We start from the raw sequence: 22,360 nt of genomic DNA on the forward strand, positions 1-22,360 counted from the left end.
AGCCCTTTCCTCCATCAAACGAAAGCTCACACCCGCGTTACGGTTTCCATGGACATTAACCAACCCACCGACGAGGAGATGCTCGCCCGCGTGCTCCACCGCGACGGGCTGATGCTGGTCATCGACAAGCCCGCCGGCATTCCCGTGCATAAGGGACCGAAGGGCGGACCGAATCTCGAAGCCTCGTTCGACGCCCTGCGGTTCGGCCTGCCGCGCCCGCCGGTGCTGGCGCATCGGCTGGACAAGGAAACCTCCGGCTGCCTGGTGCTCGGCCGCCATCGCAAGGCAACGGCGTCGCTCGGGCTTTTGTTCAAGCACGGCAAGATTTCGAAGACCTATTGGGCCGTGGTCGAAGGCGGCCCTGAAGCGGACGAAGGCGTGATCGAGCTGCCGCTCGGCAAGCTCAACGCCGAGCGCGGCTGGTGGCAAAAGCCGGACCCGCAGGGTCAGCCGGCAGTGACGAAATGGCGCGTGCTGGGCCGGTCTTTTGCCGTTGCTCTCCCTTCTCCGAACTCAGCTCCCACTTGCGGCACCGACTCCCCTCCCCCTTGCGGGGGCGAGACGAGCGGAGCTCGCTCTGAGGGGTCGGGGGTGGGTGTCCCCACGGGCAGTCTCGCCCGGAGCTACCCCCCACCCCAACCCTCCCCCGCAGGGGGGGAGGGAGCGCAGGGTGCCGGGGGTGAGAGCGAGCATCAATCCACCAAGACAACCAAGCTCACCTGGCTCGCCATGGAGCCGGTCACCGGCCGCACCCACCAATTGCGTGTGCATTCGGCATCGCAAGGCTGGCCGATCGTCGGCGACAACATCTACGGCAACGGCCCGCGCTTCGGTGAACCGCGGCTCCATCTGCATGCGCGTGAGATCTCGATCCCGCTGTCGAAGAACAAGCCGCCTGTGCAGGTGGTGGCGCCGGCGCCGCTGCATATGCAGGAACGGCTGCGGTTGTGCGGTTGGAAGGGGGAGTAACTATCGCTCAGGCCAGACGTCCGCCGCACCGGAGGCGTCTGCAAGCTGCACAGCAACGATCGACGAACATCCACGCAACTCTGAGCCGCGGGTGACGCCTCGACAGTCCCAGCATCCTCGGCCACGGAGCATGCTTGGGCTCACTTCAGTGCGTTGCACAGATACACCCTGGGCGTGATCCGCAGGTCTGCCCCGCACCGCGGCAACAGGATGCAGCGCACAGGCGACGCCGGCGCGAGCGACCTGTTTCCAGATGGTCGCGACATTCAGATGAATCTGATTCATCAGTGAATGCAATTTTCTCGTTTGTACGAGCGTTCGACGGCATCGCAGACTAGCGCGAAAATCAACGCGCTCAAGCGCGATCAGGGAGGAGGCCGGCTTCCGCGAGGCCAAAGTCGCGCGCAATCCGCGTTGCGGACGCAAGGCCCGCATGCGCGCTCCTCGCATGACATCCGACGATGATGAATCTGCTCGATCGACCGCACGTGCACGGCGGCTCGCAGCCGTCGAGAACTGCCACTCTGCCAGAGACCATAACATAACAAGAAGCGCTCCTAGGCCAACTCAAGGCCGGCGGACGCTCAAGAAGAGGAGGAAGACGGGATGAGACTTAGTACGTTTCTAGGCGCAGCCGCAGTCTTGGCGCTGACGTCCGCCTCGGCGATGGCCGCCGACAAGGATGCGGCCGACGCCGCTGTCGAAGCCGCGAAGAAGTACGCGGGCACGACGATCAGCATTGTCTGGGAGGCCGGCCTTCAATCGCTCGATCCATTGAACTATTCCGGCCCGAAATGGGAGAAGCTCACCGGCATCAAGGTGAAGGTGGTCGAGGTTCCGACCGACCAGATGTTCACCAAGATCATGCAGGACTTCCGATCCGGGGCCGGCGCCTATGACGCGCTGAACGTCATTCCATCCTGGATGCCGGACCTTGCGCGCGCGGGTGCGCTCGAAAACCTCGACAAGTATGTCGACAAATACGGCTATCGCGACGAGTTGCAGGACATTGCCGCCGCCTATCGCGACAACCAGATGCAGTATGACGGGAAGATCTACGGCTTTCCGGACGACGGCGACGTCATGCTCCTCTACTATCGGAAGGACATCTTCGAAGATCCGAAGATGAAGGAGGAGTTCAAGGCCAAGTTCGGCTACGAGCTGGCGCCGCCGAAGGACTGGAAGCAGTTCGATGAGATCGGCCAGTTCATCACCGACAAGATGGCGCCCAAGGTCTACGGCGCAGGATTCTTCCGGACTGCGCCCTATCCGCAGTACATGTTCCAGGAACGTTTCCGCATGGAGGGCGGCAAGTTCTTCAATGCTGACACCATGAAGTCGACCGTGAACAGCGACGTCGGCCTCAAGGTGTTTAAGCAGATGGTCGCCGAAAACAAGTTCATGCCGCCGGGCGTCGAGCAGTGGAACTTCGTCGACAATTTGGCCGCCTTCCTCCAGGGCACCACCGCAATGACGATCTCCTGGCCTCCCTATGGACGCTGGGCTGCGGGCTATGGCTCCGGAGAAGAGGCGCTGAAGTGGGTGCCCAAGTCGCAAGTGGCCGGCAAGGTCGGCTATGCGCTCAACCCGCTCGGCCGGCCGGAGCTCGGCGTCGGCTTCGATCTCGCAGTCTCCTCCACGAGCAAGAACAAGGAAGCCGCCTATCTCTTCATTCAGTGGCTCAACAGCAAGAAGACCAGCCTCGAGCGTGTCCAGCTGCCTTATACGCTGCGCGACCCGTTCCGCCTGTCGCACTACGCGAGCGAGAAGTATCGGTCGCTGTGGCCTGATGCTCCGTCCTACCTCGACACGGTCAAGGCGTCCGGTGAGAAGGGCCTGCTCGACCTGTCCCTGCTGCAGCAGGACAAGTACGACGAGGCCATGACCAAGGCGATCTCGAGCCTGTGGGCCGGCGAGGACGCCAAGGCCATCCTCGACCGCCTGGCCCAGCAGTTCGACGCGATCACCGAGAAGGTCGGCGTCGACAATCAACGCGCCGTCTACAAGGTCTGGGCATCGAAGCCCGGCGCCTACCCGCAATAGCCGTCCTGGCCGCCGCACGGAAGGAGACCCCTTCCGTGCGGTCCTGCTTCCTGGAATTCATGATGACGCTTTCCGGAATATCCAACGGGACCGAGCAGCCTCGCACCGGCCGCCTCGGGCGCCTGCTCGAAGACCGCTTGCCCTATCTCATCGTCGCGCCCGCAATTTTCATACTTCTGCTCGTTGGACTTTTCCCGCTGATCTATTCGCTCATCGTGAGCTTTCAGCGCATCACGATGACCGACAATGATACCTCCTTTGCCGGCCTGCTGAACTATGCAGAGCTGTTCCGCGACGCCCGCCTCTGGGCATCGCTTGGCCATACGGCGCTCATCACGGCTGTCGCGCTGCCGCTGGAGCTCGTGATCGGCTTCCTCATGGCACAGCTGTTCATCGACCGCATTCCGGGACGACAGCTCTTCGTGGCGCTCCTGGTGCTGCCAACCGTGATCTCTCCGATCGTTGCCGGCGCGACCTGGCGGCTGATGTTCGACGTCCGCTTCGGTCCGATCGGACAGATCCTGAGCTTCTTTGCCGGAGAGCCCGTCAGGATCCTGTGGACCGTCAATCCCGGCTACGTCTATCCGGCGATCATCATCTGCGAAGTCTGGCAGTGGTCTCCGTTCATGTTCCTGCTGCTGCTCGCAGCCCTCTCGAACGTCGATCAGTCGCAGCTCGAGGCTGCGGAGATCGACGGAGCGTCATATCTGCGCGTGCTTCGGGCGATCATCCTGCCGGCGATCGCGCCCGTGATCGCCGTTGCCTGCCTGATCCGCGGGCTCGATCTCGTTCGCATCTTCGACATCATCTGGGCTCTCACGGAAGGTGGCCCGGGCTCCATGACCGAGACGATCTCGCTCTACACCTATGTGCAGGGCTTTACGCAATTCGAGACCAGCTATACGGCGGCGATCTCCTTCCTCGTCATCGCCCTGCTGACGGTCATCACCACCCTGGTCCTCAAGCGCATGGAGCTGACGCGGTGAGCGGCCGAAAGCTGTCGACGAGAAAAGCCCGCATCCTGGCGCTCCGCTACCTCGGCGCCGGCATCGTGACCGTGCTGTTCCTGTTTCCCGTCTACTGGCTGTTCATGATTTCGTTCAAGACGCCGGACGAAATCTATCACGTGCCGCCGGTGTGGTTTCCGGCACAGCTCCAGTTCTCGAACTACTACGTCCTGTTCAAGGACGGCGACGTTGCGGCCATCTTGAACAGCCTGATCGTGGCAGGCGCCAGCTCCGGCGCCGCGATCGTTCTCGGCACGCTCTGCGCCTACAGCCTTGCCCGGTTCGGCACCGGCGGCGAGAACCTTGCGATGTGGATCATCTCCCAGCGCATGATCCCGCCGATCGCGGTCGTCTTCCCGATCTTCCTGCTCTACGTCCATCTGGGCATGGTCGACAGCTTCTTTGGGCTGATCCTGCTCTACACCGCCTTCAACCTCCCCTACGTCATCTGGATGATGCGGGGCTACATCGTGGATGTCCCGCTCGAGCTCGAGGAGAGCGCGCTGGTCGATGGCCTCACGCGATGGGAGGTGATCTGGAAGGTCGTGTTCCCGATGGTTCGTTCCGGCCTCGTGGCCACATCCGTGTTCACGTTCGTATTCGCCTGGAACGACTTCCTGTTTGCGCTCGTGCTGACTCGCACGGAGGTCATCACCTTTCCGGTGCAGCTGACCCATTACTTTGGTGGGCAGTCGAATTTCTGGGGCAAGATCGCGGCGATGTCCGTACTGGGGACCTTGCCGATATTCGTCGCGGTGTCGGCGATGCAGCGCTATCTCGTGCGCGGCATCTCCTTGGGTGCCATCAAGGGTTAGGGAGAGCTGAGTGGCGGACGTCAAGCTATCCGGCGTGCACAAATATTACGGCAATGTACACGCGGTACGAGGGCTCGATCTGACCATTGCGGACGGCGAGTTCGCCGTTCTGGTGGGACCTTCGGGTTGCGGCAAGAGCACGCTCCTGCGCACGATCGCCGGCCTCGAAGATCCGGACGACGGAACGATCATGATCGGCGGCGCCGTGGTCAACGACCTGCGCCCGCGCGAGCGCAACATCGCCATGGTGTTCCAGAACTACGCGCTCTATCCGTATCTGACCGTCAACGAGAACATCGCCTTCGGCCTGCGCGCGCGGAAGACCCCCGAGCTCGAAGTCAGAAAGCGGGTCAACGAGGCCGCCGAGATGCTCGGCATCGGCAATCTTCTCGGCCGTTACCCGCGGCAGCTCTCCGGCGGACAACGCCAGCGCGTCGCGATCGGGCGCGCCATCGTTCGCAAGGCAAGCCTGTTCCTGTTCGACGAACCGCTCTCCAATCTCGACGCGCAATTGCGCGACGAGATGCGCACCGAGATCAAGCGTCTGCACCAGGAAATCACGACCACGATGATCTACGTGACGCACGACCAGGTCGAGGCGATGACGCTCGCGGACCGGATCGTGTTGCTGCGCGATGGGCAGATCGAACAGCAGGGCGCCCCGATCGAGCTGTTCGAACAACCGCGCACCAGCTTCGTGGCGCGCTTTCTCGGCTCACCGTCCATCAACCTCATACCGGCGACCCTGCGAGTCGAGGGCAACGACGTCACGGTCGTGTTCCAGTCGGGAGAGTCTCTGCCGCTCCCTCCCGCGAAGGTCACGTCGCTTCGCTCGGCAAATGGGCAGCAGGTACTCGCCGGCATCCGGCCGCAGCATTTCGGCCGGGCCACCGGCGCTCCGCTTCGCGATGGTGTGGTCCGCTATTCCACGGTCACCGACCTGATTCAGCCCACAGGCACCCGCACCTTCACCACCATCAAGGTCGGCGGCGTAGATGCGGTGGCCGAACTGCAAGCACATGACGTTGGACGGCACGGCGAGCAGATCGAGCTCACAATCGACCTCAACCGCCTCGTCCTGATCGACCCGGCGAGCGGCCTGGTCATCGCGTAGAAGTGGACGGCCTGAGCGACACAGAGAGCAGGGAGGAAACAATGGCAGCGAGACATTTTGCGACGGGGATCGGGGCACCGGAAGGTCCGGTTTGCCTGCCGGACGGATCGATGTATGTCACCGAGATGTCGGCATCGACGCTGTGCGTCACGCGGATCGACGCTGGCGGCCACCGCCGGGTGATCCGGACTACCAGCGGGCGCCCGAACGGATTGACGACCGATGGCCACGGCAGGATCTGGATTGCCGAAGCCGGCCTGCAGGCGCTGATCTGCATCGACGCTGACGGAAACGAGATCCGACGCATGCACGGCGAAGGTGCGGATCGATTCCTGTTTCCGAACGACCTCTGCTTCGGTCCCAACGGACTGCTCTATATGACCGACTCGGGCATGGCCGCGAAGGACTTCATCAATGGCCAGGCCTTCGTCGACGGCTATATGGACCTGGATTGGGATGGTCGCGTCTATGAGATCGAACCATCGGCGATGAAGGTGCTGCGCGTGATCGATCGCAAGATCCGCTTCACCAACGGCATCGCCTTCGGTCCCGACGATCGGCTGTACGCCAACGCCTCCTTCACCGGCGAGATCTATCAATACGACGTCCTCGGCCAGACGGCGCCAGAGCGCGTCGTCTTCGGCAATGTGCTGCAACCCGATTCAAATCCCGATTTCAAAGGTCCGGACGGGATGGCGTTCGGCACGGACGGGCGACTCTATTGCACGGTCTATAATCAGAAGAACGTCACGGTGCTCGACAAGCAGGGTCGTGTGGCCGAACGGCTGACGCTGGATGGCCCGCAGCCGACGAATTGCGCCTTCACCCTGACAGGCAAGAAGCTGCGCGTGACCGAGGTCGGCAAGGGGCAGGTCGAAGAGCTCGATGTGCCCTGCGACGGCCTGCCGCTGCACCTGCCGAAATTTGCCTGACGGCTTCGCGGGCGGCAGTGCAGGTGGTGGAGCCGGCGCCAATGCGCCTACAGGCGGTTGCGGCGGCGCGGATGGAATGTGGAGCGAAGCCCATCCCCCTCCACGCGTCATGGCCGGGCTTGTCCCGGCCATCCACGTCTTAGTTGTTGGAGGCAGCGTGGATGCCCGGGTCAAGCCCGGGCATGACGGAGTCCTTGACTAAGAGCTTCGACCCATCATTCCCCGCGATCGTGAGCCGCTGAACAGTGCCGGGCTCAGCACCGCTGACGGCCACCGGCAAATAGTGCTCCGTCCGCCCCTGCGTCGCGCTCTCGATCAGCACCTGGCGCTCACAGCCGATCTCCCGATCCAACCGCCGCTGCAACGCCGCCTCGCCGACAGCCCGCAGCCGTCGCGCGCGGTCGCGAATGACGACGCCATCCACCTGCGGCATGCGCGCGGCCGGCGTGCCCGGGCGCGGCGAATAGGGAAACACGTGCAGGAAAGTCAGGCCGCATGCCTCGACGAGATCGAGCGAGCGCGCAAACATCTCCTCGGTCTCGGTCGGAAAGCCCGCGATCAGATCGGCGCCCAGCGCGATGTCCGGCCGCAACCGCCGCACCTGATGACAAAACGCGATCGCATCGGCGCGCGCATGCCGCCGCTTCATGCGCTTCAAAATCAGGTCATCGCCGGCCTGCAGCGACAGATGCAGATGCGGCATCAGCCTGGCGTCCTCGGCCAGCGCGTCGAGCAGGTCGGCATCGGCCTCGATCGAGTCGATCGAGGAGATGCGCAAGCGTTTCAACTCGGGCACGTGGCGCAGGATCTGCTTCACCAGCCGGCCGAGCTTCGGCGTACCCGGCAGATCGGCACCATAGCTCGTGAGATCGACGCCGGTCAGCACGATCTCGGCATGGCCACGCTCAGCGAGTGTCCGCATCTGATCGACGACGGCGCCCATCGGGACCGAGCGCGAATTGCCGCGGCCGAACGGAATGATGCAGAACGTGCAGCGATGATCGCAGCCGTTCTGCACCTGCACGAACACGCGCGGCAAGCCGTGCTGGAAACCGTCGACGAGATGCGGTGCCATGTCCTTGATGGCCATGATGTCGGAGACGGCGACCTTCTCGGACGCGTCGATGCCGAAGCGCGGCGCCGCCAGCGCCTGCGCGATCGCACGCCACGCGTCGGGCCGCAGCTTGTCATCATTGCCGATCACGCGATCGACCTCGTGCATGGCGGCGAACATGCCGGCCTGCGTTTGCGCCGCGCAGCCGGTGACGACAATGCGCGCCGCGGGGCGCTCGCGCTTCAGCTTGCGGATCGACTGCCGCGCCTGCGCCACGGCCTCGTTGGTGACGGCGCAGCTGTTGATGACGATGGTGTCGTCCGCGCCCGCCGCCTCGGCGTGGCGCGCGATCAGTTCGGATTCGAACGCGTTGAGCCGGCAGCCGAAGGTGACGACATCGACGGTCATGCGACGCTGGCGAACAGCTCTGGCGCGAACCGTCCCTCGAACTCGAAGGTCGCCGTGCCCGTCATCAGCACGTGATCGTCGCGCTCGCGCCATTCGATGGTCAGCTCGCCGCCGGGCAGCGTCATGTGGACGAGACGGTTGGCACGCTTCAGCCGGGCGGCAGCGACAGCCGTGGCGCAGGCGGCCGAGCCGCAGGCCCTGGTCAGCCCCGCGCCGCGTTCCCAGGTCCGCATCGTGATGTGGTCGCGATCGACGATCTGGGCCAGCGTGATGTTGGCGCGCTCCGGAAATATCGGATGGTTTTCCAGGAGCGGCCCGAAGCGCTCGAGGTCATAGGAATTGACGTCGTTGTCGACCCAGAACACCGCGTGCGGATTGCCCATGCTGACGACCGACGGCGAATGCAGGATCGGCGCGTCGATCGGGCCGATCTGCAGCTCGATGTAGCGGGTGTCGCGGAACTCCTCCGCCAGCGGAATGTCCTGCCAGCCGAACTTCGGCACGCCCATGTCGACCGTGTAGAGATCCGGCGCCGGCCCCTGCCAGCAGTTCAGCAGGCCGGCCCGCGTCTCGAACGTGGCGCTGGCCTGCCCGGTCCTCTCGAACACCTGGCGAACGACGCAGCGCATGCCGTTGCCGCAGGCGCCCGACTCCGACCCGTCATTGTTGTAGATGCGGATGAACGCCTCGGTGCCGGACAGCCGCGGCGGCTGCAGCACCATCAGCTGGTCGTAGGGAACACGCGATGCAACCGCGCGCGCCTCGTCGGGCGTGACGACATGCTTCACGTCGCGCAGGTCCAGCACGACAATCTCGTTGCCGATGCCGTTCATTTTGGCGAAGCTGTGGTTGGCGAGCGCGCTCATCAAAATATCCAAATTGTGTCCGCTTTATATGGCCATGGGCGTGGCCTTGACCAGTCCGCAGCGGGACATGACGCATCTGTCATGGGACGCCGCGCCGCCGGGCATGTTAGGACCGGACATTCGCCGGCACGAACCGGGCAAACCAGCACGGCCACTGGAGAATAGTCGAATGAATCTTAGCACTTTCCGCCTCGTTCTGGCCGTGAGCTCGGTCGCGCTGGCGCTGGGCGGTCCGATCGCCCGGGCGCAGGCGCCGTCCGCCTCCCCGGCTCCGGCGGTTTCAGCCTCGCCCGCCCCGGCCCCGAGCGCCATCCCGGCGCCGGCCGCCTCGCCCGCGCCGGCGGCATCCGCCAGCCCGGCGCCCAGCGGCAGTCCGACGCCGGCCGCCAGTGCGAGCCCATCGCCCTCGTCATCGCCGAGCGCAGCCCAGGCTCCAGCGGCCACGACGCCTGCCCAGAGCGCTGACGCCTTTGGCGACGAGATCAAGCTCGAAGCCAAGAAGGTCGTGCTCGTCAAGGGCACCGCGAATTGGGACAACGCCTTCGACACGCTGATCGACTCGTTCAAGGCGCTGTCGGCCACGCTGGACAAGCAGGGCGTCAAGCCCGCCGGCAACGGCATGATCGTCTACACCTCGACCGACGACAACGGCTTCACCTTCTTCGCCGAGATTCCGGTCGAGCAGGAGCCGAAGACGCTCGGCAAGGGCATGAGCATCGGCCAGTCGCCTGAGGGCAAGGCGCTGAAGTTCGTGCATCGCGGCTCCTACGACAACATGGACAACACCTACGAGGCGATCACCAACCATCTCGACGAGCGCCGGCTGGAGGCCAAGGACACCTTCATCGAGGAGTACCTGACCGATCCGTTGAAGACCGCCGAGGACAAGCTCGTCATCAACGTCTACGTGCCGCTGAAGTGAGACCCATGATCATTAGATCGATCTTGTTAGCCGCGCTCGCGGCGTCGGCCGCCGTGCCGGCGCTCGCTGACGACATCGCACGGCAGGACACGCCCGCGATCACGGTCAGCGGCGAAGGCAGCGTGCAGGCGCCGCCGGATCTGGCGCAGATTGATGCCGGCGTGGCGTCGGATGCAAAGACCGCGCGCGAGGCCGCTGAGGCCAACAACGGCGCGATGGCCAAGGTGCTGCAGGCGCTGAAGACGGCCGGGATCGCCGACAAGGACATTCAGACCTCGCGGCTCTCGTTGCAGCCGCAGTACGCGCCGAACCGGCCGGGCCAGGCGAGCGTCACCGGCTATCGCGCCAGCAACCGCGTCACCATCAAGGTCCACGACGTCGCCAAGGTCGCGAACGTGATCGACACCGTGGTCGGCGCCGGCGCCAACGATGTCGGAAACGTCTTCTTCAGCGTCGCCGAGCCGTCGAAGCTGCTCGACCAGGCGCGCGAGAAGGCCGTCGCCGACGCCCGCCGGAAGGCCGAGATCTACGCCAAGGCCGCCGGCGTCACGCTCGGCCAGCCGCTCAACATCGCCGAGGACGGCGCGCCGACGCCGGTGTTCCGCGCCAAGACCTTTGCGGCACCGATGGCCGCCGGAGCGCCGACACCCGTAGCACAGGGCGAGGAGACGCTGTCGATCACGGTCAGCGTGACCTGGGCGATCAAGCCGCCGCAGTAAGGCTCACTTGTTCGAGTTCGGCGCATTCGCAAGCGGATATGAGCCGACAGCGCGACTACAAACTCAGTGTCGTCCCGGCCTTGAGCCGGGACCCATACTCCGCAGCCGATGTTGTTGCGCGAGATGGAGCTGCCAGCCTTCGCAAAACTGTATTCGGTGGTTATGGGTCCCGGCTCAAGGCCGGGACGACACCGTTGTTGTTGCGGCAGCCTGCTTAAATCTCCACCACCTGACCCGGCTTCAGCACGCCGAACCGCTCGCGCGGGATGCCGGCGGAATCGAGCGCGGCGTGCAGCGCGTGCACCGGCGCATCGATCGCCTCGTCCGTCAGCTGGAACGTGCCGTGGTGATGAGCCAACGCAGTCTCGGCGCCGCAATCCTGCAGCGCCTGCACGGCATCCTCGGGATTCATGTGCTGGTCGCGCATGAACCAGCGCGGTTCGTAGGCGCCGATCGGCAGGATCGCGAGCCGCAGCGGCGCGTGCAGCTCGGCCACGCGGCGGAAATGCGCACCCGTGCCATAGCCGGAATCGCAGACGATGTAGAGCTTGCCGCGCGGCGTCTCCAGCACGAAGCTCGCCCACAGCGCCTTGTTGCGATCGAAGATGCCGCGCGCCGTCCAGTGCCGCGTCGGCACCAGCGTCACCGCGACCTCCTCATTCAGCGTCACGCGATCGTGCCAATCATAGGCCTCGGCGCGGATCTTGGCGTCGGCGTCGGTCATCGTGAGGTCGTTGCCGAGCGGCGTCACCACGCGCGGTGAAAAACGCGCGGTCAGCTTCGACAGCGTGCGGATGTCCAGATGGTCGTAGTGCCCGTGCGAGACCAGCACGACGTCGATATGCGGCAGGGCTTCGAAGGCGATGCCGGGATCGTTGTGGCGCCGCGGGCCGGCGAAGGACAGCGGCGACACCCGCTCCGACCACACGGGATCGATCAGGATGTTGAGCCCGCCGGTCTGGACCAGCCAGCTGGCATGGCCGATAAAGGACAGCCGCACCGTCTCGCCGTCGATCCGGTGCGGCGGCGTGTCGGCATGCGGGCTCGGCGCCCAGGACGGCCAGCGGGAACGCTTGCCGTTGCGGTCGAACTGCCAGCGCAGCACCTGGGAGAGCGGTTTGGGCGGAGCGCCGTCGGGATCGTAGAAACGCTTGCCGTCGAAATGGTCGGTGACGGGGCCGGAATAGGTCCTGGAGCGGCGCAGCAAGGTCGTCCTCGCGAAGGGAAAGCTGACACGGGAAAGCTGAACTGGCGCAAGAGGTAAGCGGCCCCACAGGGTCCGGCAACGGGACGTCGGCAAGCAAGTTTCCTTGACTTTTTCGGCTGCGGGGGGTTTAACCCGGCCGAAATTCGGAAAGTTTCGTCTTTTCGAGCCACCGCCCGGCCCTGGAGGCCGGAGGTCACCGCCCGACAGCGCTGTGCGCCCTCGGGCGCAAACGTGTTTGGACTGACGGTTTCGGCCGATATGCCGAGGCCTATATGGTCGTCATGGGCCGCAGCACGCGGCGATGACGGGCGGCAATGAAGCGAGCGCCCGACAAGGGCAAAGGATACGGCATTGTTCGACAATCTGTCGGAAAGGCTTGGCGGCATTCTCGATCGGCTGACGGGGCGCGGTTCGCTCTCGGAAGCCGATGTCGACGCCGCGATGCGCGAGGTCCGCCGGGCGCTGCTCGAGGCCGACGTCGCGCTGGAGGTTGTCCGCAGCTTCACCGAGCGCGTGCGCGAGCAGGCGATCGGCGCCACCGTCGTCAAGTCGGTCACCCCCGGCCAGATGGTCGTCAAGATCGTCCATGACGAGCTGGTCAAGACGCTCGGCGACGACGGCCAGACCATCGACCTCAACGCCGTGCCGCCAGTGCCGATCATGATGGTCGGCCTGCAGGGCTCCGGTAAGACCACCACGACGGCCAAGCTCGCCCGCCGCATGGTCCAGCGCGACAAGCGCAAGGTGCTGATGGCCTCGCTCGACGTCTATCGTCCGGCCGCCATGGAGCAGCTCGCGGTGCTCGGCCGCGACCTGGACATCCCGACGCTGCCGATCGTCGCCGGCCAGATGCCGCCGCAGATCGCGCGCCGCGCCATCGAGGCCGCCAAGCTCGGCGGCTATGACGTCGTGCTGCTCGACACTGCCGGCCGCACCACGCTCGACGAGGACATGATGAAGGAGGCCGCCGAGATCAAGGCGGTCGCCAACCCGCACGAGGTGCTGCTGGTCGCGGACTCCCTGACCGGCCAGGACGCCGTCAATCTCGCCCGCTCGTTCGACCAGCGCGTCGGCCTCACCGGCATCGCGCTGACCCGTATCGACGGCGACGGCCGCGGCGGTGCCGCGCTGTCGATGCGTGCGGTCACCGGCAAGCCGATCAAGCTGCTCGGCACCGGCGAAAAGACCGACGCGCTGGAAGACTTCTATCCCTCGCGTATCGCCGGCCGCATCCTCGGCATGGGCGACATCGTCTCGCTGGTCGAGAAGGCCGCGGCGAACATCGACGCCGAGAAGGCCGCGCGCGCCGCCGAGAAGATGCGCAAGGGTCAGTTCGACCTCAACGACATGCGCGAGCAGCTGTTGCAGATGTCGCAGATGGGCGGCATCAGCGGCTTGATGGGCATGATGCCCGGCATCTCCAAGATGAAGAATCAGATCGCGGCGGCCGGGATCGACGACAAGATCCTCAAGCGCCAGGTCGCGATCATCGATTCGATGACCCGCGACGAGCGCAAGCATCCCGACCTGCTGAAGGCGAGCCGCAAGAAGCGGATCGCCGCCGGCTCAGGCCAGAGCGTCGAGCACGTCAACAAGCTGCTCAAGATGCACCGGAACATGGCTGACGTGATGAAGGCCATGGGCTCCGGCAAGCGCGGCCCGCTCGCCGGCATCGCCCAGGCGATGGGCTTTGGCGGCGGTGGCGGCATGCCCTCGCCGGACCAGCTCAAAGCGCTCGCCGAGAAGATGCCGGGCGGCATGCCCGGCGGCCTGCCGAATTTGCCCAAGGATCTCCCTGCCGGCCTGCGCGGCGGACTCCCGAACCTCCCCGGCCTCACCGGTTTGAGCGGCAAGCCGACGCTGCCGGGCCTCGGGCTGCCTCCGGGGAAGAAGAAATAATGAGGATGACCCGCTCCTCTCTCCATTCGTCATTCCGGGGCGCGCGCAGCGCGAGCCCGGAATCCATAACCACGATCGTGCGTATGGATTCCGGGCTCACGCTGCGCGGTGCCCCGGAATGACGGCTTAGCTGACACCAAACCCTTCAATCGACACTCAGGAGAACTTTCATGTCCGTCGTCATTCGTCTCGCCCGTGCCGGCACCAAGAAGCGCCCGGTCTATCACGTCGTCGTCGCCGACTCGCGCTTCCCGCGTGACGGCCGCTTCATCGAGCGTCTCGGCCACTTCAATCCGCTGATGCCGAAGGACAACGAGGCGCGCCTCAAGCTCGACATGGAGAAGGTGAAGGCTTGGCTCGCCAAGGGCGCCCAGCCGTCCGACCGCGTCGCCCGCTTCCTCGATGCTGCCGGCGTCAAGAAGCGCGAAGCCCGCCAGAACCCGATCAAGGCCGTGCCGCGCAAGGAGCGCAAGGCGCAGGCCGAAGCCGCCGCCAAGGGCTAACGTCCTTTGACGATCGTGGCCTCATGCTTCGAGACGCACGGCTCACGCCGTGCTCCTCAGCATGAGGATCTGGCTCCTCGTCCTGAGGAGCGCGCCACGGCGCGCGTCTCGAAGGACGAGGCCTCCTGATGTCCAAGCTCATCTGCGTCGCCAAGATCGGCGCCGCGCACGGCGTGCGCGGCGAGGTTCGCTTATGGACCTTCACCGAGGATCCGCTGGCCGTGCTGCATTACGGCCCCCTCACGACCAAGGACGGCAGCCGATCGTTCGAAGTCGCCAAGGCGCGCGAGGCGAAGGACCACCTGGTCGCGAGCATCAAGGGCGTCACGGATCGCAATGCCGCCGAGCGGCTCAATGGGCTCGAGCTCTATGTGCCGCGCGACCGCCTGCCCGAGACCGATGACGATGAATACTATCACGCCGACCTGATCGGCCTCGCCGCGGAAACCACCGCAGGCGCGCCACTCGGTCGCGTGCTCGCCATCCACAATTTCGGCGCCGGCGACATCATCGAGATCGCTCCGCCCTCCGGCAGCACGCTGATGCTGCCCTTCACGAATGCTGTGGTGCCGACGGTCGATCTAAATGGCGGCCGCGTGATCATCGAGCTGCCGCCGGAAATCGAGGGTGAGGAGCGCGAGCGCTAAATCAGCTTCGCGGCCCGGCCCGTCGTGCGACTAATGCACGACGAGTAGCAACCCAGCATCGCTCACGGCTTTTCCCGGCTCCAGGCCGCCGATCCTGGAAATATCCCCTTGCAATGAGACATACATTGACGCACCGGTAGTTCCACTGATGTGGAACTTTCGCTGCTTCGGTATTCAACTTATAGTTGTTTTTTGGGGGACGCATGTCACGCTGGGTGGTTCTTGCCGTCGCTGGGCTCATGGGAAGTGCACAGATCGCTTCCGCCCAACCCAATGATCCGCCGACAGCCCAGGCTACTCCCGCCGACTCAACGAAGTCGACGGAGAGTCAGGAGGAACCTCTCGTCGGCGACCATTGGACCTATGACATCCGTGACGAGATCACCGGCGACTTCAAATCGACCATCGTGCAGACGATCACAGACGTCACGGCCACGGAAATCAGCATCCGTGTCACCGCTCTTGGAAATAACAACACGAGCTTCCTGACCTTCGACCGCGCTTGGAATCTGAAGAACAACGGAGTCTGGCGCTACACCCCGAACGACGGCTCGGGCGTCGCCAATCCGCTGGCGCCAAACAAGACTTGGGCGCTCAAATCGACCGAGGTCAATTCCTCGGCCGGCGCAATGTGGAAGCGATCCGGGACCTCGAAGGTGCTCGGCCAGGAGAGCATCACGACACGCGCCGGAACGTTCGACGTCCTCAAGATCCAGACCACTATTCATCTGCAGAACAGCAACGATCCGACCAAGAAGCTCGAGGTGGTGCAACTGACTTGGTATTCGACCGCGGTCAACCATTGGGTCAAGCGCATGGGCGAAACGCGCATCGACGGCAAGCTGCGCGAGAAGAGCTCTGCGGAGCTGGTCGAATATGGCCGCCGTGATTGATGACGGATTCCAAATTCGAGCTGCACGCTGGGATCCGGCATGAATCTCGATGACCTACGATGAGCATCTGGACCGAGGGGGACTTTGAGATGCGTTACGCGCTGATTGGGTTGTTGGGACTATGGGCGGGCAGCGCGGCTGCACAACAAGCGGCAACGCCCGCAGCTTCCGGACAGGGAAAGCCGGAGCAGGCCCGACCAGCATCCATGGAAGAGCCACGAGCGGGGGACCATTGGACCTGGGAGGTGCACGATGAGATCACCGGCAAGCTGCTGGATTCGCGCGAAGAGGTCGTGACCGAGGTCAATGCCACCGAGATCGCCGTTCGTTTTTCGCTCGTCGGAACGACGAGGAACGCACTGCGGTTGTATGATCGATCCTGGAACTTGAAGAGCACCTCACCCTGGACGTTCAATCCGAACGACGGCCAGGGCATCAAGGCGCCGCTGAAGGTCGGCGCCGGCTGGACATTCAAGTCCGAGGACAAGAACGCAGACAATCACATCGTCCTGAAGCGAAGCGGCACATCGAAAGTCGTCGCGCAGGAGACAGTGACGACCAAGGCCGGCACGTTCGAGACGTACAAGATCGAGACCAGCTATACATCGCGCCTTGCCAACCCGACCGTCGGCGTCAACGAGACCACGGTTCAGACGTGGTACGCCCCATCGATCGATCACTGGGTCAAGAAATTGCAGGTCACCCGGGTCGACAAGCACCTCAAGACCCAGGAAAGCATCGAGTTGGTCGATTACGGCCGAAAGGCAGGGGGGAGCTGATCGCGCCAGACGTCAAGCGCACGGCGGCGACGCCGGTGGCAAGCGCGAAACGATGCGGCGACGTCGGATGGAGGCTCGATCTCACCGCCTCCATGCCTTAACAGACCGTCATGACCGTTTCGCCTCCACCGTCCGCCGCGCCCTGGCGCGCCACCATACTGAGCTTGTTTCCCGAGATGTTTCCCGGGCCGCTCGGCGTCAGCCTGGCCGGACGGGCGCTGGCCTCCGGCATCTGGGCGTTGGAAACCCGGGACATCAGGGCCTCGGCCACCGACAAGCACCGCAGCGTCGATGACACGCCGGCCGGCGGTGGCCCCGGCATGGTGCTGCGCGCGGACGTGCTGGCCGCGGCGATCGACGCTGCGACGATCGCGCTGGAACGGCCGAAGCTGCTGATGAGCCCGCGTGGTCGGCCATTGACCCAGGCGTTCGTCCGTGAGCTCGCCGCGGGCCCGGGGCCGCTGATCGTCTGCGGCCGCTTCGAGGGCATCGACCAGCGCGTCATCGACGCCCGCGAGCTGATCGAGGTCTCGATCGGCGACTACGTGCTGTCGGGCGGCGAGATCGCCGCGCTGGTGCTGATCGATGCCTGCGTGCGGCTGCTGCCGGGCGTGATGGGTAAGCTCGAATCGGGCACCGATGAGAGCTTTTCCGACGGCCTACTGGAGTACCCGCAATACACCCGGCCGCAGTCGTTCGAGGGCCGTACCATTCCGGATGTGCTCACATCAGGCGATCACGCCAAGGTCGCGGCGTGGCGTCAGGCGCAGGCGGAGGCCCTGACTGAATCGCGAAGGCCCGATTTGTGGGCCGATTGGCACGCGCGTCAGCCCAGGGAACAAAGCAGGACCGGCCAAAAAGCGCCAAAAAACACGACAGACGGGTGACAAGCCTTCCGCTTTGCCTTATAGGAGCGCCCAATTCCGCAAGTGACGGCAGGAACAAGCGCAGCCCCCGCGTGACCCGGCTGGGCGCGCCGCCGATGGAGATTTACCCGTGAACCTGATTCAGCAGCTCGAAAAAGAGCAGTTCGACAAGCTGTCCGCCAACAAGACCATTCCGGAGTTCGGCCCGGGCGACACCGTGATCGTGAACGTGAAGGTGGTCGAAGGCGAGCGCACCCGCGTGCAGGCCTATGAAGGTGTCTGCATCGGTCGTTCCGGCGGCGGCATCAATGAGAGCTTCACCGTCCGCAAGATCTCCTACGGCGAGGGCGTGGAGCGCGTGTTCCCGATCCTGTCCCCGATGATCGACTCGATCAAGGTCGTGCGCCGCGGCAAGGTGCGTCGTGCCAAGCTGTATTACCTGCGCCAGCTGCGCGGCAAGTCGGCCCGCATCGTCGAGAAGCAGGACCGCCAGCAGACCGCGGTCAACGAGTAATCGTTGCTCCCATTGGATTGACGAAAAGCGCGGGCTGGCCCGCGCTTTTTTGTTTTGGGCAGCACCGTCATTGCGAGCGAAGCGAAGCAATCCACGGCCGAGCAAGGACTCTGGATTGCTTCGTCGCAGAGCCTGTTATCGGGCCGCGCTGCGCGCGGACCCGTTGGCTCCTCGCAATGACGCCCGGAGAGAAACGCATCTCGCACTCCCCGGTCCGCGTGCTATATATCTGCCTGAAATGGTTCTAGATCGCACCAGCATGGCCTGCCGCCGCGTCGTCATCGACGATCATAGCCGGCTGCCCGGGCGGTTCTTCGGACGGTTCGCAACCTCAGCGACATCCGAGCTTAGGCGCGCGCTGTAAGCCGCAGCGCCTCTCTGCCTGTTCACGCGTGCCCGTCACGCGTCCTGTTTCAAACCTTAAATTTCCGGGAGCATTCGCTCATGTCGAAACCGACCACACTGTACGACAAGATCTGGAACGACCATCTGGTGCACGAAGCCGAGGATGGCACCTGCCTGCTCTACATCGACCGCCATCTGGTCCACGAGGTGACCTCGCCGCAAGCGTTCGAAGGCCTGCGCGCCACGGGGCGTAAGGTGCATGCGCCGGAGAAGACGCTGGCCGTCGTCGATCACAACGTGCCGACCACCGATCGCTCCAAGCCGAACCCGGATCCGGAGAGTATCGAGCAGATCAAGGCGCTGGCCGAGAACGCCAAGGAGTTCGGCGTCGAATATTACAACGAGTTCGATCGCCGCCAGGGCATCGTCCACGTCATCGGCCCGGAGCAGGGTTTTACGCTGCCCGGCACCACAATCGTCTGCGGTGACAGCCACACCTCGACGCATGGCGCGTTCGGCGCGCTGGCGCACGGCATCGGCACGTCAGAGGTCGAGCACGTGCTGGCGACGCAGACGCTGATCCAGAAGAAGGCGAAGAACATGCGCGTCACCGTCGACGGCAAGCTGCCGGACGGCGTGACGGGCAAGGACATCATCCTCGCCATCATCGGCGAGATCGGCACCGCTGGCGGCACCGGCTACGTGCTGGAATATGCCGGCGAGGCGATCCGCGCGCTGTCGATGGAAGGCCGCATGACCGTCTGCAACATGTCGATCGAGGGCGGCGCCCGCGCCGGCCTGGTCGCGCCGGACGAGAAGGCCTACGACTTCCTGCGCGGCCGTCCCAAGGCGCCGCAGGGCGCAGCCTGGGATGCGGCGATGCGCTATTGGGAGACCTTGCGCTCCGACGAGGGCGCGCATTTCGACCACGAACTGCGGCTCGACGCCGCCAAGCTGCCGCCGATCGTCACCTGGGGCACCTCGCCCGAGGACGTGATCTCGATCACCGGCGTGGTGCCGGATCCCGACAAGATCGCGGACGAGGCCAAGCGCATCTCCAAGCATCGCGCGCTGAAATACATGGGCCTGACCGCGGGCACGAAGATCACCGACATCAAGCTCGACCGCGTGTTCATCGGCTCCTGCACCAATGGCCGCATCGAGGATCTGCGCGCGGCCGCCAAGATCGCCGAGGGCAAAACCGTGTCCGGTCATGTCAACGCGATGGTCGTGCCGGGCTCGGGTATCGTCAAGGAGCAGGCCGAGGCCGAGGGTCTGGACAAGATCTTCACCAAGGCCGGCTTCGAATGGCGCGAGCCGGGTTGCTCGATGTGCCTCGCCATGAACCCGGACAAGCTGGCGCCGGAAGAGCGCTGCGCTTCGACCTCGAACCGCAACTTCGAGGGCCGCCAGGGCTTCAAGGGCCGCACCCACCTGGTGTCGCCGGCGATGGCCGCGGCCGCCGCGATCGCCGGTCATTTCGTCGACGTGCGCGACTGGCGCTGAGCCCTCACTTCGCCGCAGCAGCCAGCCTGCACGGCGACCGATCTGCGAACGAGCGCGGTGGCTTCGGACGAAGCCGCCGCGCTTTCATTTCGACTCAACCTCGACGCGGCCAGGCAAGGGCTTCTTAAACTTCTCGGCGCACGATCCTACCACCGGACGCATCGCGTCTGCGGAGGAACGGGCCGAGGAGCCTGCCATGGCCAACAAGCCGGAATACGTCGACCTCATCCGCGACGCGACACGCCAGCGCCGCAAGACGCCGCCCGCCAAAATCATCGCCAAGGCCGAGGCACCGAAGGAGGAGCGCCGGCTGTCGAACTGGCCGCCGCAACGCTTCGCCGAATGGCGGCTGGAGACGCTGGTGCCCTGGCGGCTGAGCGTGAAGAACTGGCAGTTCAAGGACTGGCGCTGAGCGCCGCGGCGTCATAGCGCCAAAAGGACCCACTGCGCCAAAACGAGAGAAGGACGCCGTTGGGCGTCCTTCAATGTCTCGATGCAGCTCTCTGCGTCGTCAGTAGTAGCGCCAGTGATGGCGATGGTGACGATGATGCCACCGGTGGTGATGACGCCAGTGGTGACCCCGCCAGTGCCGGTGGTGGCAGATGCGGCGCGGTCCGTAATAGGTGTAGACGATGCGGCAGCGGCGATAGGGATAGTAATAGCCCGTCGTGTAGGTCGGAGTGTAGTAGCTGCGATAGCCGTAGAAGTGCCGCCGGTGATGGTGGAAGTAGGGACGATAGACGTAGTGCGGACGATGATGGTAGCCGCCGCCATGGAACACCGGCCGAGGGCCACCGCCGTGGAACACGGGACGCGGACCGCCTCCGCCGAAGGCGTGACCTCCGCCGCCGTGGAACGCCGGACCACCGCCACCTCTGAACATTCCGCCGCCGCCATGGAAGGCGGGAGCGGCATGGAAGCCGCCGCCTCCGCCATGGAAGCCGCCACCGCCATGGAAACCGCCACCGCCGCGGAACCCGCCACCGCCGCCGCCGTGATGTCCACCGCCGCCTCCGCCATGACCGCCACGGACTTGAATCGTGAGAGCCTCACGAGATGTCTGTGTCGATGGTCCAGCACCGGGACTGACCGGCGACATCGCAGAGGCGGGACGACCGGATGCGCCCGCGATCAGAAACAGTGTTGCCGCCGCCAAGCCGAGGCGACGCGCGAGACCAGCGCGCTGGTCCTTCATCCTCATCATGGTCCCTTCTCCCTGAATGCTGTGCAACGATGGACCCATGCAGCGCCGATGCTGTTCGTCCGATCGGTGGATTGGCGCACCCCCAACATGAACGTAGAGATAGCGACGTGAATGCGGCATGAATGATGCACGTCTCACGCGCATCTGCGGCGTGGCGTCGCGGCAGGGACGAGCGCGTGGGTGTCTACGTTGTCGTTCAACTCAGGATGAGGATCGCGCGGCTTACGTTCGCTATCAGGCGCGCTTCTTCGACGTGTTCCGAAACTTGAACGGCTGACTGCTTGCCGCCGATGAGGCACCCTGTCGAAGGGCACTGGGACGACGACAAGATCGTGCTGATGTCGTTTCCCGACGAGCGCGATTTTCGCGCCTGGGCGATTCACCCGCGTATCAGGAGATCGCGAGGGATCGCAAAGCCGGCGCCGAGGCGGTCGTGCTTCTCGTCCGCAGCCTTGGCCGCCGACTCCACGTCCATGCGATCTACGAACGGCTGCCCCATCATTGCCAGGATCATTCGTAGAATGGCGTGAACAACACGAACGGGCCTGGCGCATAGGCGGGCGCGTAGTCCAAGGGGCGACCACAGTAGCGTGGTACGGCCTGCGCTGGCTTGCGCCAGCGGCCATGTCGGCCCGCGGAGGGCTTCGTCGCGGTGGACTTCGTTGCCAGCTCGACCGAGGTGGCGCCAGCGGGAGACGTTGCGGCGGAATTTGCGAGCAGCGCGGCACCGATGCCGATGACGAGCCAGGCTTTGCGGATGAACGACGCCATGGCAGACCTCATTGCCGGCCCTATCGAGCTACAGGCCCGCGATGCGGGCCTGTTCGACGTCGATCATCGGCTGAACGGCAGCAGGTCACCAGTGACGGTGATGCCGGTGCCATGCGCGCCGCGGATGCCAATGGTGGCGGCGCGGATGCCAATGGCGACGGCCGTGCCAATGCGCCTGCGTCGTCTCCTGCGCCGCTCCCTGCTGCACCGACGTTGCGGCGCCCGGGTTGATCAGCGACAGCGCCTGCGCGCGTTCGGCGGGCGCAGTCATCGCCAGGACGGCACCAATGGCCGCGATGCCCAACAGCTTCGTCACAGTCATGTACTTCTCCTTGCATCGCATCACGTCGAGCACCATGCCCCGACCGCATCAGTCG

23 protein-coding genes are annotated in these 22,360 nt (G+C 64.8%); 17 read left to right on the forward strand and 6 right to left on the reverse strand.

Annotated elements, in window-relative coordinates:
- The first annotated feature begins 48 nt into the window (after positions 1-48).
- From ACQR07_RS30075 to ACQR07_RS30100, 6 genes are all read left to right on the forward strand, one after another.
- A complete protein-coding gene (locus ACQR07_RS30075) occupies positions 49-969 on the forward strand; it encodes an RluA family pseudouridine synthase (protein ID WP_434905697.1) in 921 nt (306 codons plus the stop codon).
- Between the two features lie 606 nt (positions 970-1,575).
- Complete coding sequence (locus ACQR07_RS30080; protein ID WP_434905698.1) at positions 1,576-3,012, forward strand: ABC transporter substrate-binding protein; 1,437 nt, start codon at positions 1,576-1,578, stop codon at positions 3,010-3,012.
- Positions 3,013-3,047: 35 nt separating this feature from the next.
- Positions 3,048-3,998: a carbohydrate ABC transporter permease gene (locus tag ACQR07_RS30085; protein ID WP_434905699.1), complete on the forward strand. Its 951-nt coding sequence runs from the start codon at positions 3,048-3,050 to the stop codon at positions 3,996-3,998.
- The gene (locus ACQR07_RS30090; RefSeq protein ID WP_434905700.1) at positions 3,995-4,834 is read left to right on the forward strand and encodes a carbohydrate ABC transporter permease; all 840 of its coding nucleotides are present in this window, start codon (positions 3,995-3,997) and stop codon (positions 4,832-4,834) included. The genes ACQR07_RS30085 and ACQR07_RS30090 overlap by 4 nt, the downstream gene beginning before the upstream one ends.
- Positions 4,835-4,844: 10 nt before the next feature.
- Positions 4,845-5,948 carry an ABC transporter ATP-binding protein gene (locus tag ACQR07_RS30095; protein ID WP_434905701.1) on the forward strand — a complete coding sequence of 368 codons (1,104 nt, stop codon included), beginning with the start codon at positions 4,845-4,847 and terminating at the stop codon, positions 5,946-5,948.
- A gap of 41 nt (positions 5,949-5,989) precedes the next feature.
- The gene (locus ACQR07_RS30100) at positions 5,990-6,880 is read left to right on the forward strand and encodes an SMP-30/gluconolactonase/LRE family protein (protein WP_434905702.1); all 891 of its coding nucleotides are present in this window, start codon (positions 5,990-5,992) and stop codon (positions 6,878-6,880) included.
- A 139-nt stretch (positions 6,881-7,019) separates the two neighbouring features.
- Here ACQR07_RS30100 and mtaB read toward each other — a convergent pair whose 3' ends face one another.
- Together mtaB and dapF are read right to left on the reverse strand one after the other, a co-directional pair.
- Positions 7,020-8,342, reverse strand: coding sequence for a tRNA (N(6)-L-threonylcarbamoyladenosine(37)-C(2))-methylthiotransferase MtaB (gene mtaB, locus ACQR07_RS30105; protein ID WP_434905703.1), 1,323 nt, complete (start codon positions 8,340-8,342; stop codon positions 7,020-7,022).
- On the reverse strand, positions 8,339-9,208 hold the full coding sequence (gene dapF, locus ACQR07_RS30110) for a diaminopimelate epimerase (protein ID WP_434905704.1): 870 nt from the start codon (positions 9,206-9,208) through the stop codon (positions 8,339-8,341). Before dapF ends, mtaB begins: the two co-directional genes overlap by 4 nt.
- A gap of 169 nt (positions 9,209-9,377) precedes the next feature.
- Here dapF and ACQR07_RS30115 point away from each other — a divergent pair, with 169 nt between their 5' ends.
- Together ACQR07_RS30115 and ACQR07_RS30120 are read left to right on the forward strand one after the other, a co-directional pair.
- The gene (locus ACQR07_RS30115; protein WP_434905705.1) at positions 9,378-10,130 is read left to right on the forward strand and encodes a GyrI-like domain-containing protein; all 753 of its coding nucleotides are present in this window, start codon (positions 9,378-9,380) and stop codon (positions 10,128-10,130) included.
- A 5-nt stretch (positions 10,131-10,135) separates the two neighbouring features.
- Entirely contained in the window at positions 10,136-10,849 is a 714-nt protein-coding gene (locus ACQR07_RS30120; RefSeq protein ID WP_434905706.1) for an SIMPL domain-containing protein, read from the forward strand.
- Between the two features lie 214 nt (positions 10,850-11,063).
- Here ACQR07_RS30120 and ACQR07_RS30125 read toward each other — a convergent pair whose 3' ends face one another.
- Positions 11,064-12,056, reverse strand: a complete 993-nt coding sequence (locus ACQR07_RS30125; protein ID WP_434905707.1) for an MBL fold metallo-hydrolase — start codon at positions 12,054-12,056, stop codon at positions 11,064-11,066.
- A 351-nt stretch (positions 12,057-12,407) separates the two neighbouring features.
- On the opposite strand from ACQR07_RS30125, the gene ffh reads away from it, so the two are divergent.
- From ffh to ACQR07_RS30170, 9 genes are all read left to right on the forward strand, one after another.
- Positions 12,408-13,955 carry a signal recognition particle protein gene (gene ffh / locus ACQR07_RS30130; RefSeq protein WP_434866467.1) on the forward strand — a complete coding sequence of 516 codons (1,548 nt, stop codon included), beginning with the start codon at positions 12,408-12,410 and terminating at the stop codon, positions 13,953-13,955.
- 170 nt (positions 13,956-14,125) lie between these two features.
- Positions 14,126-14,458, forward strand: coding sequence for a 30S ribosomal protein S16 (rpsP, locus tag ACQR07_RS30135; protein ID WP_015663540.1), 333 nt, complete (start codon positions 14,126-14,128; stop codon positions 14,456-14,458).
- Between the two features lie 128 nt (positions 14,459-14,586).
- The gene (rimM, locus tag ACQR07_RS30140) at positions 14,587-15,105 is read left to right on the forward strand and encodes a ribosome maturation factor RimM (protein WP_434905708.1); all 519 of its coding nucleotides are present in this window, start codon (positions 14,587-14,589) and stop codon (positions 15,103-15,105) included.
- A 239-nt stretch (positions 15,106-15,344) separates the two neighbouring features.
- Positions 15,345-15,998: a hypothetical protein gene (locus ACQR07_RS30145; protein WP_434905709.1), complete on the forward strand. Its 654-nt coding sequence runs from the start codon at positions 15,345-15,347 to the stop codon at positions 15,996-15,998.
- A gap of 59 nt (positions 15,999-16,057) precedes the next feature.
- Complete coding sequence (locus ACQR07_RS30150; RefSeq protein ID WP_434905710.1) at positions 16,058-16,777, forward strand: TapB family protein; 720 nt, start codon at positions 16,058-16,060, stop codon at positions 16,775-16,777.
- A 110-nt stretch (positions 16,778-16,887) separates the two neighbouring features.
- Positions 16,888-17,664: a tRNA (guanosine(37)-N1)-methyltransferase TrmD gene (trmD, locus tag ACQR07_RS30155; protein ID WP_434905711.1), complete on the forward strand. Its 777-nt coding sequence runs from the start codon at positions 16,888-16,890 to the stop codon at positions 17,662-17,664.
- 109 nt (positions 17,665-17,773) lie between these two features.
- Positions 17,774-18,157, forward strand: a complete 384-nt coding sequence (gene rplS / locus ACQR07_RS30160) for a 50S ribosomal protein L19 (protein WP_015663536.1) — start codon at positions 17,774-17,776, stop codon at positions 18,155-18,157.
- A 444-nt stretch (positions 18,158-18,601) separates the two neighbouring features.
- Positions 18,602-20,008, forward strand: a complete 1,407-nt coding sequence (leuC, locus tag ACQR07_RS30165) for a 3-isopropylmalate dehydratase large subunit (protein WP_434905712.1) — start codon at positions 18,602-18,604, stop codon at positions 20,006-20,008.
- A gap of 196 nt (positions 20,009-20,204) precedes the next feature.
- Positions 20,205-20,420, forward strand: a complete 216-nt coding sequence (locus tag ACQR07_RS30170; protein WP_434905713.1) for a hypothetical protein — start codon at positions 20,205-20,207, stop codon at positions 20,418-20,420.
- 99 nt (positions 20,421-20,519) lie between these two features.
- Here the strand turns inward: ACQR07_RS30170 and ACQR07_RS30175 are convergent, their stop codons facing one another.
- The 3 genes from ACQR07_RS30175 to ACQR07_RS30185 all read right to left on the reverse strand — a co-directional run bounded on the left by ACQR07_RS30175 (position 20,520) and on the right by ACQR07_RS30185 (position 22,305).
- On the reverse strand, positions 20,520-21,212 hold the full coding sequence (locus ACQR07_RS30175; RefSeq protein WP_434905714.1) for a hypothetical protein: 693 nt from the start codon (positions 21,210-21,212) through the stop codon (positions 20,520-20,522).
- A 510-nt stretch (positions 21,213-21,722) separates the two neighbouring features.
- Complete coding sequence (locus tag ACQR07_RS30180; RefSeq protein ID WP_434905715.1) at positions 21,723-21,983, reverse strand: hypothetical protein; 261 nt, start codon at positions 21,981-21,983, stop codon at positions 21,723-21,725.
- A gap of 85 nt (positions 21,984-22,068) precedes the next feature.
- Complete coding sequence (locus ACQR07_RS30185; protein ID WP_434905716.1) at positions 22,069-22,305, reverse strand: hypothetical protein; 237 nt, start codon at positions 22,303-22,305, stop codon at positions 22,069-22,071.
- Between the last annotated feature and the right edge of the window lie 55 nt (positions 22,306-22,360).

This window comes from Bradyrhizobium sp. HKCCYLS20291 (genome assembly GCF_051167715.1).
Taxonomy (GTDB): domain Bacteria; phylum Pseudomonadota; class Alphaproteobacteria; order Rhizobiales; family Xanthobacteraceae; genus Bradyrhizobium.